The organism is Actinoallomurus oryzae, assembly GCF_039541955.1.
Lineage (GTDB): Bacteria > Actinomycetota > Actinomycetes > Streptosporangiales > Streptosporangiaceae > Actinoallomurus > Actinoallomurus oryzae.
Window position 1 is genome coordinate 449,111 of the sequence record NZ_BAABHF010000046.1, and the last position, 13,474, is coordinate 462,584.

At 71.3% G+C, this 13,474-nt stretch carries 16 protein-coding genes; 6 read left to right on the plus strand and 10 right to left on the minus strand.

From position 1 onward, the window contains the following. Positions 1-37: 37 nt before the first annotated feature. Genes ABEA10_RS38455 through ABEA10_RS38485 form a run of 7 tightly spaced genes read right to left on the minus strand, consistent with a single transcriptional unit; the run spans position 38 to position 2,790 of the window. Complete coding sequence (locus tag ABEA10_RS38455; RefSeq protein WP_345472547.1) at positions 38-589, minus strand: Asp23/Gls24 family envelope stress response protein; 552 nt, start codon at positions 587-589, stop codon at positions 38-40. 4 nt (positions 590-593) lie between these two features. Continuing rightward, entirely contained in the window at positions 594-1,202 is a 609-nt protein-coding gene (locus ABEA10_RS38460) for a DUF6286 domain-containing protein (RefSeq protein ID WP_345472549.1), read from the minus strand. Further along, positions 1,199-1,597: an Asp23/Gls24 family envelope stress response protein gene (locus ABEA10_RS38465; protein WP_345472551.1), complete on the minus strand. Its 399-nt coding sequence runs from the start codon at positions 1,595-1,597 to the stop codon at positions 1,199-1,201. Before ABEA10_RS38465 ends, ABEA10_RS38460 begins: the two co-directional genes overlap by 4 nt. Further along, on the minus strand, positions 1,594-1,785 hold the full coding sequence (locus ABEA10_RS38470; protein ID WP_329244835.1) for a hypothetical protein: 192 nt from the start codon (positions 1,783-1,785) through the stop codon (positions 1,594-1,596). The genes ABEA10_RS38465 and ABEA10_RS38470 overlap by 4 nt, the downstream gene beginning before the upstream one ends. An 18-nt stretch (positions 1,786-1,803) precedes the next feature. After that, positions 1,804-2,019, minus strand: coding sequence for a hypothetical protein (locus tag ABEA10_RS38475; RefSeq protein WP_345472552.1), 216 nt, complete (start codon positions 2,017-2,019; stop codon positions 1,804-1,806). A gap of 10 nt (positions 2,020-2,029) precedes the next feature. Continuing rightward, a complete protein-coding gene (locus ABEA10_RS38480) occupies positions 2,030-2,326 on the minus strand; it encodes a hypothetical protein (protein WP_345472554.1) in 297 nt (98 codons plus the stop codon). After that, entirely contained in the window at positions 2,323-2,790 is a 468-nt protein-coding gene (locus tag ABEA10_RS38485) for an Asp23/Gls24 family envelope stress response protein (protein WP_345472556.1), read from the minus strand. The genes ABEA10_RS38480 and ABEA10_RS38485 overlap by 4 nt, the downstream gene beginning before the upstream one ends. A gap of 421 nt (positions 2,791-3,211) precedes the next feature. Here ABEA10_RS38485 and ABEA10_RS38490 point away from each other — a divergent pair, with 421 nt between their 5' ends. Both ABEA10_RS38490 and ABEA10_RS38495 read left to right on the plus strand, forming a co-directional pair. Next, positions 3,212-4,690 carry an aminotransferase class I/II-fold pyridoxal phosphate-dependent enzyme gene (locus ABEA10_RS38490; RefSeq protein WP_345472558.1) on the plus strand — a complete coding sequence of 493 codons (1,479 nt, stop codon included), beginning with the start codon at positions 3,212-3,214 and terminating at the stop codon, positions 4,688-4,690. 119 nt (positions 4,691-4,809) lie between these two features. Further along, entirely contained in the window at positions 4,810-5,052 is a 243-nt protein-coding gene (locus tag ABEA10_RS38495; RefSeq protein WP_345472559.1) for a hypothetical protein, read from the plus strand. A 28-nt stretch (positions 5,053-5,080) separates the two neighbouring features. On the opposite strand, the gene ABEA10_RS38500 is transcribed toward ABEA10_RS38495, so the two are convergent. After that, the gene (locus tag ABEA10_RS38500) at positions 5,081-5,458 is read right to left on the minus strand and encodes a cupin domain-containing protein (RefSeq protein WP_345472560.1); all 378 of its coding nucleotides are present in this window, start codon (positions 5,456-5,458) and stop codon (positions 5,081-5,083) included. Positions 5,459-5,560: 102 nt separating this feature from the next. Here ABEA10_RS38500 and ABEA10_RS38505 point away from each other — a divergent pair, with 102 nt between their 5' ends. Then, positions 5,561-5,860 carry a hypothetical protein gene (locus tag ABEA10_RS38505; RefSeq protein WP_345472561.1) on the plus strand — a complete coding sequence of 100 codons (300 nt, stop codon included), beginning with the start codon at positions 5,561-5,563 and terminating at the stop codon, positions 5,858-5,860. Here ABEA10_RS38505 and ctaD read toward each other — a convergent pair. After that, complete coding sequence (gene ctaD / locus ABEA10_RS38510; protein ID WP_345472562.1) at positions 5,850-7,496, minus strand: aa3-type cytochrome oxidase subunit I; 1,647 nt, start codon at positions 7,494-7,496, stop codon at positions 5,850-5,852. The two genes, ABEA10_RS38505 and ctaD, sit on opposite strands and share 11 nt — an antisense overlap. 113 nt (positions 7,497-7,609) lie before the next feature. Here ctaD and ABEA10_RS38515 point away from each other — a divergent pair, with 113 nt between their 5' ends. The 3 genes from ABEA10_RS38515 to ABEA10_RS38525 all read left to right on the plus strand — a co-directional run bounded on the left by ABEA10_RS38515 (position 7,610) and on the right by ABEA10_RS38525 (position 10,278). Beyond that, the gene (locus ABEA10_RS38515; protein WP_345472564.1) at positions 7,610-8,041 is read left to right on the plus strand and encodes a phage holin family protein; all 432 of its coding nucleotides are present in this window, start codon (positions 7,610-7,612) and stop codon (positions 8,039-8,041) included. 5 nt (positions 8,042-8,046) lie between these two features. Further along, positions 8,047-9,657 carry a cytochrome bc1 complex cytochrome b subunit gene (gene qcrB, locus ABEA10_RS38520; protein WP_345472566.1) on the plus strand — a complete coding sequence of 537 codons (1,611 nt, stop codon included), beginning with the start codon at positions 8,047-8,049 and terminating at the stop codon, positions 9,655-9,657. A gap of 75 nt (positions 9,658-9,732) precedes the next feature. After that, positions 9,733-10,278, plus strand: a complete 546-nt coding sequence (locus ABEA10_RS38525; protein WP_345472568.1) for a DUF421 domain-containing protein — start codon at positions 9,733-9,735, stop codon at positions 10,276-10,278. A gap of 36 nt (positions 10,279-10,314) precedes the next feature. On the opposite strand, the gene ABEA10_RS38530 is transcribed toward ABEA10_RS38525, so the two are convergent. Next, positions 10,315-13,470, minus strand: coding sequence for an FAD-binding and (Fe-S)-binding domain-containing protein (locus ABEA10_RS38530; protein ID WP_345472570.1), 3,156 nt, complete (start codon positions 13,468-13,470; stop codon positions 10,315-10,317). Positions 13,471-13,474: the final 4 nt, after the last annotated feature.

The window sequence follows — 13,474 nt, forward strand, 5'->3', positions numbered from 1 at the left end:
GCTGTCTGCCCGGAAAAAAGCGTCCTATTCTCGCCGGTCAACGGCTGACGCGGATGCGGACGGTGGCCGGCTGGTCGTCGTTTCCGAGTGCGCGCCGGGCCCGCTCGACGGCCTCCTGGATGCTCGACCGCGCGGCGGCCGGGTCGGTGTCGGGGTCGACGGTCACGCCGATAAGCAGGTGCGGACGGGTCCGGCTGCCGGTCAGGCCCGCGGTGGCACGCCGCACGTACGGGTCGGCGTTCAGGTCCTCCTCCAGCGCGTCGGTGACCGCGTGAGCGGACAGGGTGGTGGCGCCGTGCCGCGTGTCCGGCTCCACCCGGATGGTCCGCAGGGTCGGCCTGCGGGCCTGGGCGCCGAGCCAGCTCAGCGCCAGAACGGCGATCGAGACGGCGAAAGCCGCCAGCGCGATCCAGAACCACAGGTGAGCGTCGGCGAAGGCGCGCACGAAGCGGCCGGTGACCGGAACGTGGGCCGCCCCCAGATGGTGCGGTACGAAGGCGGCCCCGCGGACCGCCGCCGTGAGGCCTCCGAGGAACAGGATCAGCCCGGTGATGGCCAGGCCGACGCGGTTCGCGCGAGTGGTGCCCATGAGGTCACTCCTCCCGATGCCGTACGGTCACGCGCAGGTGCGGCCGGTGCAGCGGCTCCAGCTCGTCGAGACGCTCGGCGACGGCGACGCGCACCTGGTCGGTGATCCCGCCGACGTCGTGGAGCGGGCTGACGGCGCGGACGCGGACGCGGTGCCGCCGTACCTTGACCCGTGCGCGGTCGACGCCCTCCACGCTCCGGGCGGCCCGCGCGACGTACCTGCGCAGGTCCGGCCGGGCGATGCCGAGTACCACGTTCGGGTCCTGCGAGCGCAGCGGGACCGCCCGGAGGCGGCCGGGCCGCAGCGCGAGGAGGAGCAGCCACAGGCCGAGCGCGGCGAGGAGGCTCGCGATGGCGAGGACGAGCACGTCGTCCCAGCGCAGGTTCCGGCCGAGCCGGGCCAGGTCCACGACGGGCAGTACGCCCGGCGGGCGGCCGACGAGCGCACCGACCACCTCGATCGTCAGAATGATCGCGGCGGCGGCCAGCAGCGCGGAGGTTATCACCGAGGGGAGCACGCGCCGGCGGCCGAACGACCGGCGCACGGCGCGGCGCACGGCCCGGCGGGACGGCGGGCGGAACTCACGGGTGCGGGCGGCGTCCATCCCGGTCATCGCACTCGCCTCCCGGACGGCCCGGTGGCCGGGAGCCGGGACACGTCGATGTCGACCTCGCGTACGTCCAGACCGGTCAGCTCACCGACGCGCGTCCGCACCAGTTCCCGCAGGTGACGCGTCACCTCCCGGACGGGCGCCGGGTAGGCGACCGAGATCCGCATCCGCAGCGTGGCCAGGCCGCCGTCGACCTTCGCCGTCACCCAGGGCGTCCTCTCCATGGAGTCGCGGCCCAGCCGTACACCCAGCACGCGCCGGGCCGCGCCGCCCGCGTCCTCGACCTCGCTCAGCGCACGAGTGGCGATCTTCGCCAGAACCCGGTCGGCGATCTCCGTACGGCCCCGGTGCTCCGGCGCGACCACCTCCCCGACCTGGGGCTCGAGTTCGGCGCTCACGATCGCCTCCGGCCGCCCAGGATCTCGGTGAGGTCGAGTTCGCCGATCAGCACCCGGCCGACCAGGAACCCCACGACCCCGAGCACCAGCACGATGATGAAGGCGGGGAAACCGCCGAAGGCACCGGCGAACCCGAGCGCGGTCCCGAAGCCCAGGCCCACGGCCGGCCACCATCGCATCTCACTCATGTCACTCACCCCTTCTCCTCACAACACCCGTGGGCCCCGGCGCCGCCGGCGCAGCCAGCGCGCGAGGCGCCACAGCCCGTGCCGCGAACGGAACACGCACACCGGCGCCACCACGCCGGGGGCGCCGGCCGCCGCGCGCCAGCGCATCAGGCCGGCGGCGAACTCGGCCGGGTCACCGCCCACGTCGGGATGGTGGGCTCGCACCCACGCCGCGAACGCTCCACGGTCGTTCACGAGCCCTCCCTCATGACCCCACCGCCGCGTCGGGTACCTCGATGTCCTCGATCGTCACGTCGATCGGCAGGTCCGGCACGATCTCCCGGGCCGCGGCCCGCACCTGCTCGACGACCTCGGCGATCGGCGGCCCGTAGACGGCCACCACCGCGATCCGCACCCGGTCCTCGCGCACCGCCACGCCCCGCACGGTCCGGCCGGGCAGATAGGTGGCGACCGGTCCGGCGGCGAGGCGGGACACCGAGGGGCGGTCCGCCACCGCGGCGGCGATGCGCTCGGCCAGGCGGCCCGCCGGGAGCAGGTTCATCGCACCCGCGGCTCGGCCGGTTGTTCGCTGCTCTCCTCATCCGGCAGGTGGACGTCGCCGACGTTGATGTTCACCTCGGTGACGTCCAGGCCGCACATCTTCTCCACGGCGCCGATGACGTTGCGGCGGATGCCGTCGCCCAGGTCGGGAATGGATACGCCGTACTCGACGATGACGTCCACGTCGACGGCCGCCTCGCGCTCGCCGACCTCGACCGCCACCCCCTGGGCGATGTTCGGACGGCCGACACGCTCGCGGACCGCGCCGAACGCGCGGGCCACGCCCGCGCCCATCGCGTACACGCCCTGCACCTCCGAGGCCGCCATGCCGGCGATCTTGGCGACGACCGTGTCGGCGATGGCCGTACGGCCGTGGTCGCTGACCAGCTCTCCGCCCTTACGGGCCTTCACCGCACCAGGTGTGGTCGTCTTCTGATCCGTTCGCTCACTCGTGGGAGCGCTCATGGGATTACCTCTCGTCTCCTCGCGCGGCGACGGCCGCGCTTCGCGTCATCACCGATGGCCGTTGGGCGGATGCGGCACACCGCTTGATCACCGCGATGACGATGAGTGATCGACTCTCGGCGTCGACAGTCTGATCAGCGGGCACCGGCCGGCGGACGTGGAGTGGCGTCGTACGGACGACGGCGATCGTTCTACCTGCGCGGACTCGTCCGCGACGCTTGCGTTCACGCCCACCATGCCCAGCGCGATCGGTGAGCGTTCAATTTTTCCCGAATACCGTCTGTTTTGAGGCTAACCGACGTTGTGCGGACTGTGGCGGCTCGGGGGCGGACATGTTTCAGCCGGTCTCGGGCGGTGCCCGGCGGTGGCTCGGGAGGTCGGAGGAGGTTTCTCCGATCGGTGGCCGGGAAGCGGCTGGGCTATGGACCACTCGCAGGCACCCGTACTCGACGCGCTGGCCGCCTACCACCGGCGCGGCTATCTGCCGTTCACCCCGCCCGGGCACAAGCAGGGACGCGGGACCGACCCGCGGGTACGCACGGTGGTCGGCGACGACGTCTTCCGGTCCGACGTCCTGGCGACCGCCGGGCTGGACGACCGGATGTCCTCGGGCGGAGTGCTGGAGCGGGCTCAGGAGCTGATGGCGGACGCCGTCGGGGCGGAGCAGGCGTTCTTCTCGACCTGTGGCAGCTCGCTGTCGGTCAAGAGCGCGATGCTGTCGGTCGCCGGCCCGCACGAGAAGCTGCTGGTGGGCCGGGACGCGCACAAGTCGGTGGTGGCCGGACTGATCTTGGCCGGCATCCGCCCGATCTGGGTGGAGCCGCAGTGGGATGCGGAGCTGCGGCTGGCGCATCCGCCGAGCGCGGAGGCGTACGAGCGGTGTCTCGCCGAGCATCCCGACGCCCGGGGCGCGCTGGTGACCAGCCCGACTCCGTACGGAGCCAGCGGTGACCTGGCCGCGATCACCCGGGTGTGCCACGACCGCGACGTGCCGCTGATCGTGGACGAGGCCTGGGGCGCTCACCTGCCGTTCCACCCGGAACTCCCGGCCTGGGCGATGGACGCCGGGGCCGATGTGTGCGTGACGAGCGTGCACAAGATGGGCAGCGGTCTGGAGCAGAGCTCGGTCTTCCACCTCCAGGGCGACCGGGTGGCGCCGGAGGTGCTGAGCGCGCGGGAGGACCTGCTGGGGACGACCAGTTCGTCGGTGCTCGTGTACGCGGCGCTGGACGGCTGGCGGCGCCAGATGGTCGAACAAGGTCGGGACCTGCTGCAGGCCGTCCTGGATCTGGCCCGGTCCGTACGCGCGGAGATCGCCGGCATCGAGGGGATGCACGTGTACCGGGAGGCCGACTTCCTCGGCCCGGGGCGCGCCGCCGAGATGGACCCCCTGCAGATCATCATCGACATCGAAGCGCTGGGCGTGACCGGCTACAGCGCGGCCGACTGGCTGCGCGAGCACGAAGGGATCAACCTGCACGTCTCCGACCACCGGCGGATCAGCGCGCAGCTCACGTACGCCGACGACGAGGAGACCACCCGGCCGCTCCTCGACGCGTTGCGGCGGCTGAGCCGGGAGGCCGCACGGGGAAACGAGGCCCTGGACCGCGCGGGCGAGATCCGGGTGCCCACGCCGGAGGAACTGCGGATGGAACTCGTGCACCTGCCCCGCGACGCCTTCTTCGGCCGCACCGAGCAGGTGCCGGTCGACCGGGCGGCCGGCCGGGTGGTGGCCGAGATGCTCACGCCGTACCCGCCGGGGATCCCGGCCGCGCTCCCCGGCGAGCGTCTCAACACCGCCGTCCTCGACTACCTGCGCAGCGGTGTGAAGGCTGGCATGGTGATCCCCGACGCCGCCGACCCGAAGCTGGAGAGCGTACGGGTCTACCGCGAGCCGTGAACACCGAATGTGTGAGGCCGGTGGTTCGGGGTAGTCGAAGGTGAGCAGCGTCCGCCGGGCTCCGACGGACGCCGGGTCCAACAGCGCGGCCCCTCGGACAGATCCAGAAGGGCGCGTGCATGCCTGAGAAGAACCTCCTCGCATTGGCTCGCCGAGTCCACGGCCGCCGAGCCCGGGCCGAGGCCGAGCCCGCGTCTTCCGCGCCGGGCGAGATCGACGCGCAGAACCCGCCGGCGCAGGATCCGACGGCTCCGCGCGAACGCCCGGAGAGCGTCGCGAAGCGGCCGCGCACCCCCGCGGATCCCGCCGGAACCAACGAGTCCACCCTGTGGCCGGACCTGTGGGCGGCTCACCGCTGCTGAGCCGCTCCAGAGGACGCGACCTCGCTGTTCAGGCTCCGGGGAAGACGAGTTCGGCGTCCATGCCGTCGGTGAGCAGGAAGTACCCCAGGAAGGTCACGCCGTCCTCCTGCGCGTCGAAGCGCGCGATGCGCACGCCCTCGGGCTCGTAGAACACGTCGCCGGGCGTCAGCACGGTCTTGGCCTCACCCTCGATCTGGTACACCGCCGAGCCCGCCTCGACACTGCCGAAGACCGGACCGTTGTGGACGTGCAGTCCCGCGGCGTACCCGGGCGCGATGGTGATCCGCCGAATCTCGACGCGCCGGGTGACCAGCGGCTCCGGCAGCCTCTGGTCCAGGACGATCTCACGGCTGAGCGGCGGCGTCGGCTCAGCCCGTCCTCCGGCCCCAGCGGACTCTGTACGCATGGTCTCGTGCTCCCTTCGATGCTGCCACGAGGCAGTGTACATACTGGTAGGTACAGAGATCGTTGACCGGGATGGTCACGACTGCGGCTGTCGGCGGGTGTTGTGGAAGCCCGGCTGGTCCAGAACAGCCACGCCCTCACCGGCCGGGCCCTGGAGATCGCCGAACTGCGCGAGCGGGCGCTCGGCGATGCCATCGCCGCCGAGACCGGGGCGGACGACGTGCAACAGCGGATCGTGGCGGCCCAGCTCGCGTCGGTCGACCGGGTGCTGTGGTGGGAGGGCCTCAGCCGCAGCGCGGCCGGCCGGCCGCTCGACGAGATCCGGCGGGCGCTCGCGGCGGCCGCCGGCCGCGCGTTCGACCTGCTCGAGCCGTCGCTGGGCGGCTACGGCGTCAGGGCCTAGGCGGATCCGGATGGTTCAGGTCGAAGGCGGGGCGTTCGGAGCGGATGCGGGGGACGGCGCGGAAGTTGTGGCGCGGCGGCGGGCAGGACGTGGCCCATTCGAGTGAGCCGCCGTAGCCCCAGGCGTCGTCCGGGAGGCCCGGGGCGGGCCGGCGGTGGGTCTGCCAGACGTTCCACAGGAAGGCGAGCGTCGAGGCGCCCAGCAGGAACGCGCCGGCCGAGGAGATGAGGTTGAGCGTGCCGAACCGGGAGGGGTAGTCGGAGATCCGCCGCTGCATTCCCTGGGCGCCGAGCCAGTGCTGCACGAGGAACGTGGCGTGGAAACCCACGAACAGCGTCCAGAAATGGACCTTGCCCCAGCGTTCGCTGAGCCTCTTCCCGGTCATCTTCGGCCACCAGAAGTAGAAGCCGCCGAACATCGCGAAGACCACGGTGCCGAACAGCACGTAGTGCATGTGGGCGACGACGAAATAGGAGTCGGTGACGTGGAAGTCGAGCGCGGGTGAGGCCAGGATCACGCCGGTCAGGCCGCCGAACAGGAAGGTCACCAGGAACCCGATGGAGAACAGCATCGGCGTCTCGACGACGATCTGGCCGCGCCACATGGTGCCGATCCAGTTGAAGAACTTGATGCCCGTCGGAATGGCGATGAGGAAGGACATGAAGGAGAAGAACGGCAGCAGCACCTGGCCGGTGGCGAACATGTGGTGCGCCCAGACCGTCATCGACAGCCCCGCGATGGCGATCGTCGCCCCGACCATTCCCAGATAGCCGAACACCGGCTTGCGGGAGAACACCGGAATGATCTCGGTGACGATGCCGAAGAACGGCAGCGCGACGATGTAGACCTCCGGGTGGCCGAAGAACCAGAACAGGTGCTGCCACAGGATCGGCCCGCCGTTCGCCGGGTCGTACACGTGCGCGCCGAGCCTGCGGTCGGCCTCCAGGGCGAACAGCGCGGCCGTCAGCACCGGGAAGGCCATGAGCGCCAGCAGCGCGGTGAACAGCGCGTTCCACGTGAAGATCGGCATCCGGAACATCGTCATGCCCGGCGAGCGCATGCAGATGATGGTGGTGATGAGGTTGACGCTGGTCAGCACGGTGCCCAGGCCGGAGAGGATCAGGCCCATCGCCCACAGGTCACCGCCCATCTCCGGGGAGCGGACCGCGCCGGAGAGCGGGGTGTAGGCGAACCAGCCGAAGGCCGCCGCCCCGCCCGGCGTGGCGAAGCCGGACAGCACCATCAGCCCGCCGAACGCGAACAGGTAGTAGCTCATGGTGTTGAGGCGGGGAAACGCCACGTCGGGCGCCCCGATCTGCAGGGGCACGAGCACGTTCGCGAAGCCGGCGAACAGCGGTGTGGCGAACAGTAGCAGCATGACGGTGCCGTGGATCGTGACGAGCTGGTTGTACAGGCTCGCGTCGACGACCTGCTCTCCCGGGCGGGCCAGTTCGGCCCGCATCAGCATCGCCATCGCCCCGCCCACCAGGAAGAACGTGAAGGACGTGCCGAGATACAGGTAGCCCACGACCTTGTGGTCGGTGGTGGCGAGCACGTCACCGATCTTGCGTCCCAGCGAATGACGTGCCAGCGCCTCGCGGTTGCCCGGCCGGACGCCCTCACCCACCGTCGCCATCGATGCCCTCCTCGCCGCAGGCCACTGATGAGGCGGTGCCCTACCCCCGAAGCGGCGATTAACCGGTCCGTCGCCGGGTAGCGCTGCGCCCCATGGCACGAGAGGAGACCGCCATGAGCGAACGGAGCGAGCGGATCGAGCGGTCCGGGTCCGGCCGGCCGGCCGACATGACGATCGCGGAGCTGCTCGAGCAGCTCACCGAGCAGACGTCCCGGCTCGTGCGCCAGGAGGTCGAGCTCGTACGGGACGAGCTGATGACCAAGGCGAGCCGGGCCGGCATGGGCGGCACGCTGCTGGGCGGTTCGGGCGCACTCGCGGTGTACGGCACGGGCGCCGTCGTCGCCGGACTGATCGCCGCGCTGGCGACCGAGCTGCCGGCCTGGGCGGCGGCCCTCATCATCGGCGGCGGGCTGCTGACCGGCAGCGGTGTGCTGGCCCTGCTCGGCCGGCGGAAGCTGCGGCTGGCGTTCCCGCTTATGCCGAAGGACGCCGCCGAACGGGTGAAGGCCGATGCCCGGGCGATCGCGGAGGGCGCGAGGAAGTAGGGGCGATGACGGCGAAGAAGAACCGGTCCCTGGTCGGCGACTCCGCCCGCGCCGTGGACGAGCGCTTCGGCACGGCCGGGTTCCTGCGGCGCAACATCCGCAAGGCGTTCCCCGACCACTGGTCGTTCCTGCTGGGCGAGATCGCCCTGTACTGCTTCATCGTCCTGCTCCTGACCGGAACCTTCCTCACCCTGTTCTTCAAGCCGGGCGAGTCGGACACCGTCTACGACGGTTCGTACGCGCCGCTGCGCGGGGTGCACGTGAGCCAGGCGTACGCCTCCACGCTAAGGATCTCCTTCGACGTCCGCGGCGGCCTGCTGGTCCGCCAGATCCACCACTGGGCCGCGATCCTGTTCATCGCCGCCATCTGCGTGCACCTGATGCGGATCTTCTTCACCGGCGCCTTCCGCAAACCGCGGGAGGTCAACTGGCTGATCGGCACCACGCTGTTCGCCCTGGCGCTCGCCGAGGGGTTCGCCGGCTACTCCCTCCCCGACGACCTGCTGTCGGGCACCGGCCTGCGCATCGCCCAGGGGATCATGCTGTCGATCCCCATCATCGGCACCTATGTCAGCTTCTTCGTCTTCGGCGGCGTCTTTCCCGGCGAGGACTTCATCCCCCGCCTGTTCACGCTCCACATCCTGCTGATCCCGGGGCTCCTGCTCGCGCTCATCGGCGCGCACCTGATGACCGTCTGGCATCAGAAGCACACGCACTGGCCGAGCACGGAGAAGACCGAGTCGAACGTCGGCGGCAACCCCACCTACCCCAAGTTCGCGCTGCAGACGACGGCGTTCCTGATGTTCGCCATCGCCGTGCTGACGGCGCTCGCCACATTCGCGCAGATCAACCCGATCTGGCTGTACGGGCCGTACCAGCCCGCCGCCGTGTCGACCGGCTCCCAGCCGGACTGGTACGTCGGCTTCCTCGAAGGCGCCCTACGGATCATGCCGCCGCTGAGCACCGACGTCGCCGGCCACACGATCAGCTGGAACGTCTTCCTGCCGGCCGTCGTGCTGCCGGTGGTGTTCCTGACCCTGATCGCCCTGTACCCCTTCTTCGAACGATGGGTCATCGGCGACTCCCGGCCGCACCACGTGTGCGACCGCCCCCGCAACGCCCCGACGCGTACGGCGCTCGGCGTCGCCGCCATCGCCTGGTACGGGAACCTGTGGGCGGCCGGCGGCAACGACGTCCTGTCCGCCACGTTCGGCATCCCGCTGGAGGCCACCACCTGGATCTTCCGCGTCGGCTTCTTCGCCGCCCCGATCATCGGATTCGCCGTCACCCGGCGGCTGTGCCTGTCCGCCCAGCGGCGCGACGCGTCCGAGGCGGAGGAGGGCATCGAGAGCGGCATCATCAAGCGCCTGCCCAGCGGCGAGTTCGTCGAGACGCACGACCGCCCCGACCCGGAACAGGAGCTGGTCCGGGACGCCGAACACCCGGCCGAGCTGGTGCGAGGGCTGCCGCGGCACATCATCCCGCTGCCGACCCCGCGCCGCATCACCGCCCAGGTGCGGTCCCGCATCAACCGCACGTACACCAAGTACCAGGCCGAGGTCCCGAGCCCCGACGGACGTACCGAAGTCGACAAGAGCGCTCCGTCGGATCGTTGAGCGGCCCCCGCGGGGAACGTATGCCCCGAGGGGCGATGAGCGGCGCCGCCCCGATCGGCGCTTGGGGGAGCGGGCATGTCGTGGCTGGCGGGAGACTGGACGCACCTGGGCGCGGTCGCGGGTAAGGCCGCTCTGATGTACGTGACGGCGATGGGCGCCCTACGCGTCGGAGAGAGACGCACGTTGGCCCAGTGGACGATCGTCGACTCCGTGGCCGCGGTGGCGGTGGGGGCGATCGTGGGGCGCACGGCGATCGCGTCGGACCAGTCGTTCGTCACCGGAGCCGTGGCGCTGGTCACCCTCGTCGTGATGCACCGCGTGGTCAGCGGGCTGCGGTCGCAGCCGCTGTTCCGCCGCCTCACCGACCACCGGATCCGCGTCCTCGTCGCCCATGGCCAGGTGCGCCGCCACCAGCTGATGATCTGCGGGCTGACCGAGAGCGACCTGCTCGCGCAGCTTCGGCAGCGGGGGGTGTTCGAGCTGTCCGACGTGCGCTTCGTTCTGTACGAGGCCAAGGGCGGCCTGACGGTGGTCTTCGGGGCGCACTCGGTCGCCGAGCCGCCCGAGCTGGTACGAGCAGGGCTGCGGGAGGCGGTCGACCCGCCGTCCGGTGAAGGCTGACGCAGCTCGACGGAGGCACCGCGCGGGCACCCGCCGTCAGCGGTCGCCGGTCTTCCGGAGCGCGAGCACGCCGCCCGCGGCCAGCGCCACGGCGACGACCGCGGCGACGCGGGCGGCACGGCGGCCGAGCGGGGGAGCCGGCCGGGCGCTCTTCGCGTCCTGTTCGGGACGGGGACCCGCCGGCGCCTCCTGCCGGGCGAGGGCGAGGACCTCGGCGAGGTGCAGTGCGCGGCGGCCGGTGCCGGCGTCGGCGATCTGGCTCCGGCAGGAGAAACCGTTCGCGACGATCAGCGTCCGGGGGTCGGCGTCGCGTACGGCGGGCAGCAGGGCCTGTTCTCCGCAGGCGAGAGAGATGTCGTACTTGCCCTCTTCGAATCCCCACGAGCCCGCGAGCCCGCAGCAGCCGCCCTTCACCTCCTGTACGTCGACGCCCATCCGGGTGAGCAGGTCGTGCTCGGGCTCCAGCCCTCCGGTGGCCTTGTGGTGACAGTGCCCCCACAGCAGGGCCCGGCCGGAGAGACGGGGCGGCTCGACGTCGAAGGCGCGGAAGAACTCCCCGAAGTGGTAAGCGTTGCGGGCGAGCCGCCGGGCGTCGTCGTCGTGCGGCAGCATCTTGGTCAGCTCGTCCTTGAAGACGGCGAGGCAGCTGGGCTCCATCCCGACGATGGGGGTGCCGGCCCGGATGTGGTCGCGGAGCCGGTCGATGACCTGGTGGAGGTAGCGCTCGGCGACGCCGAGGAATCCGTAGTCGTACAGCGGCCGGCCGCAGCAGAGGTGACCCTCGGGGATGACGACCTGCCAGCCGGCGGCCTCGATCGCCTCCACGCACGCGACGCCGACGTCGGTGTGGAAGTGGTTGTTGAAGGTGTCGGGGAAGAGGACGACGGGGCGGCCGTACGGGTTCCTGGTGCCGCCCCGCGCACGGAACCACTGCTGCAACGTCATCGGCGCGAACGACGGCGCGGTTCGCCGCCGGTCCACGCCGCCGGCCCACTTGGTCAGCCGGGCCAGGCCGGGCGCGCGTACGAACAGGTTGGCGACCTCGGGGATCCGGGCGCCGATCCGGCAGGCCTGGTCGATGAAGCCCATGGCGTAGGCGTACCGCGGTCGCCAGCGGCGCATCGAGCGGTAGTGGTGGTGGAGGAACTCCGCCTTGTAGGTCGGCATGTCCACGGTGACGGGGCAGTCGTTCGTGCATCCCTTGCAGGCCAGGCACAGGTCGAGTGCGTCGTAGACCTCCCGCGACTGCCACCCGTCGGTGATCACCTCGCCCCGGAGCATCTCGAACAGCAGCCGCGCGCGGCCCCGGGTGCTGTGCTTCTCCTCCCGCGTGACGTGGTAGCTGGGGCACATCACCTGGCCGGACGGCTCGGGGACGCGGCACTTCCCGACGCCGACGCACCGCAGCGCCGCGTGGCCGAAGTCATCGCCGTCCTGCTGGTAGGTGAACTTCGTGCGGGGCCGGGGAGGGTTGTAGGACGTGCCGAGCCGCAGGTTCTCATCCAGCCTGTACGGGTCGATGACCTTGCCCGGGTTCATCTTCCACTCGGGGTCCCAGATCAGCTTGAACTCCCGCATCGCCTGGATCAGCTCCGGGCCGAACTGCTTCTCCAGGAGTTCGGCGCGCTGCTGCCCGTCGCCGTGCTCGCCGGACAGCGAGCCGCCGTAGGACACCACGAGATCGCCGGCGTCCTCCAAGAAGGCCCGGTAGTCCGCGATGCCCTGGGCGGTGCGCAGCTCGAAGCTGATCCGCGAGTGCAGGCACCCCTGGCCGAAGTGCCCGTAGATCTGGCCCTGAAGGCCGTAGCGGTCCCAGAGCCGGCGCAGGTCACGGATGTAGTCCCCGAGCCGCTCCGGGGGCACGGCGGAGTCCTCCCAGCCGGGCCAGTGGTCCTTGCCACCCGGCGGGAACGCGGTGGCGCCCAGGCCGCCCTCGCGGATCGCCCACACGCGTTCGCTGACCCCGCCCTCCTGCTTGCTCCGCAGGACGTCGATCCGGTCCGCCTCGTACCCCTTGGCGCGCCGGAGCCAGGTGACGAAGCCGTGTGCCGTCGCCGTGGACTCCTCGGCGCTGTCGGCGCCGAACTGCACCAGCAGCCAGCCGCCGGCGCGAGCCGCGTGCGGCAGCTGCCCGATCGCCGCGACGTTCCGCTCCTCCTGCCGCTGGTCGTCGATCAGCGCGCGGTCGATGCCCTCCAGGCCGATCGGCCGCCAGCGTTCGACGATCTCGGGGACGTGCGCGGCGGCGTCGGCGATGTCGTCGAACGCCACCACGACCGTCGTCCGCATCATCAGCGCGGGCGTCAGCATGAGCGTCGCCCGCAGGGCGGTGGCACACGTGCTCTCGGTGCCGACCAGCGCGCGGGCGACGTTGAAGCCGCGCTCGGGCAGCAGCTCGTCGAGGTTGAAGCCCGAGACCCGGCGCGGCAGCTGCGAGACCGGGCGGTAGCCGGCGCGGATGGCGTCGGCGTACCGGTCGCGCAGGTCGCGGAGCGCGGCGTAGATCTCGCCCTTGCGACCGCCCACGGCGATGATCTCGTCCAGGCGTTCCTCCTCGCCGTTGCCGACCCAGAACCGCGACCCGTCGTAGGTCACGATCTCCATGGCGTGCAGGTTGTCGGAGGTGCGCGGCCCCGGCCCGTACAGCTGGGACTGCAACGAGTGGATGCCGCAGGAGTTGTTGCCGATGTTGCCGCCGATCGCGCAGCGCGAGTGCGAGGAGGGGTCCGGCCCGAACACCAGGCCGTACTCACCGGTCTTCTCGTTGACCTTCTCGTTGATCGCTCCGGGCTCGCAGGTGACGAGCCGGCGGTCGACGTCGACGTCACCGATGACCGTCAGGTACTTGCTGTGGTCGATGACGACGGCGTAGTTCACCGTCTCGCCGGACAGGCTGGTGCCGCCGCCCCGGTTGAGGATCGGCGCGCCGAAACGCGCGCACACCCGGTGGACGGCCACGACGTCCTCCAGCGTCCTGGGGACGACCACGCCGATCGGCACCTGCCGGAAGTTGGAGGCGTCCGAGGCGTACATCGCCTTCGTGCCGGCGTCGAAGCGCACCTCGCCCTCGACCTCCGCGGCGAGCGCACGTTCGAGCTTGCGCACGTTGACGACCTGCCGGGAGCGGGGCGGTGCCGGGATGCGCGGCACGGTCTTGACCGGGATCTGGACACGGCCGCTCGTACGGGCCATGGTT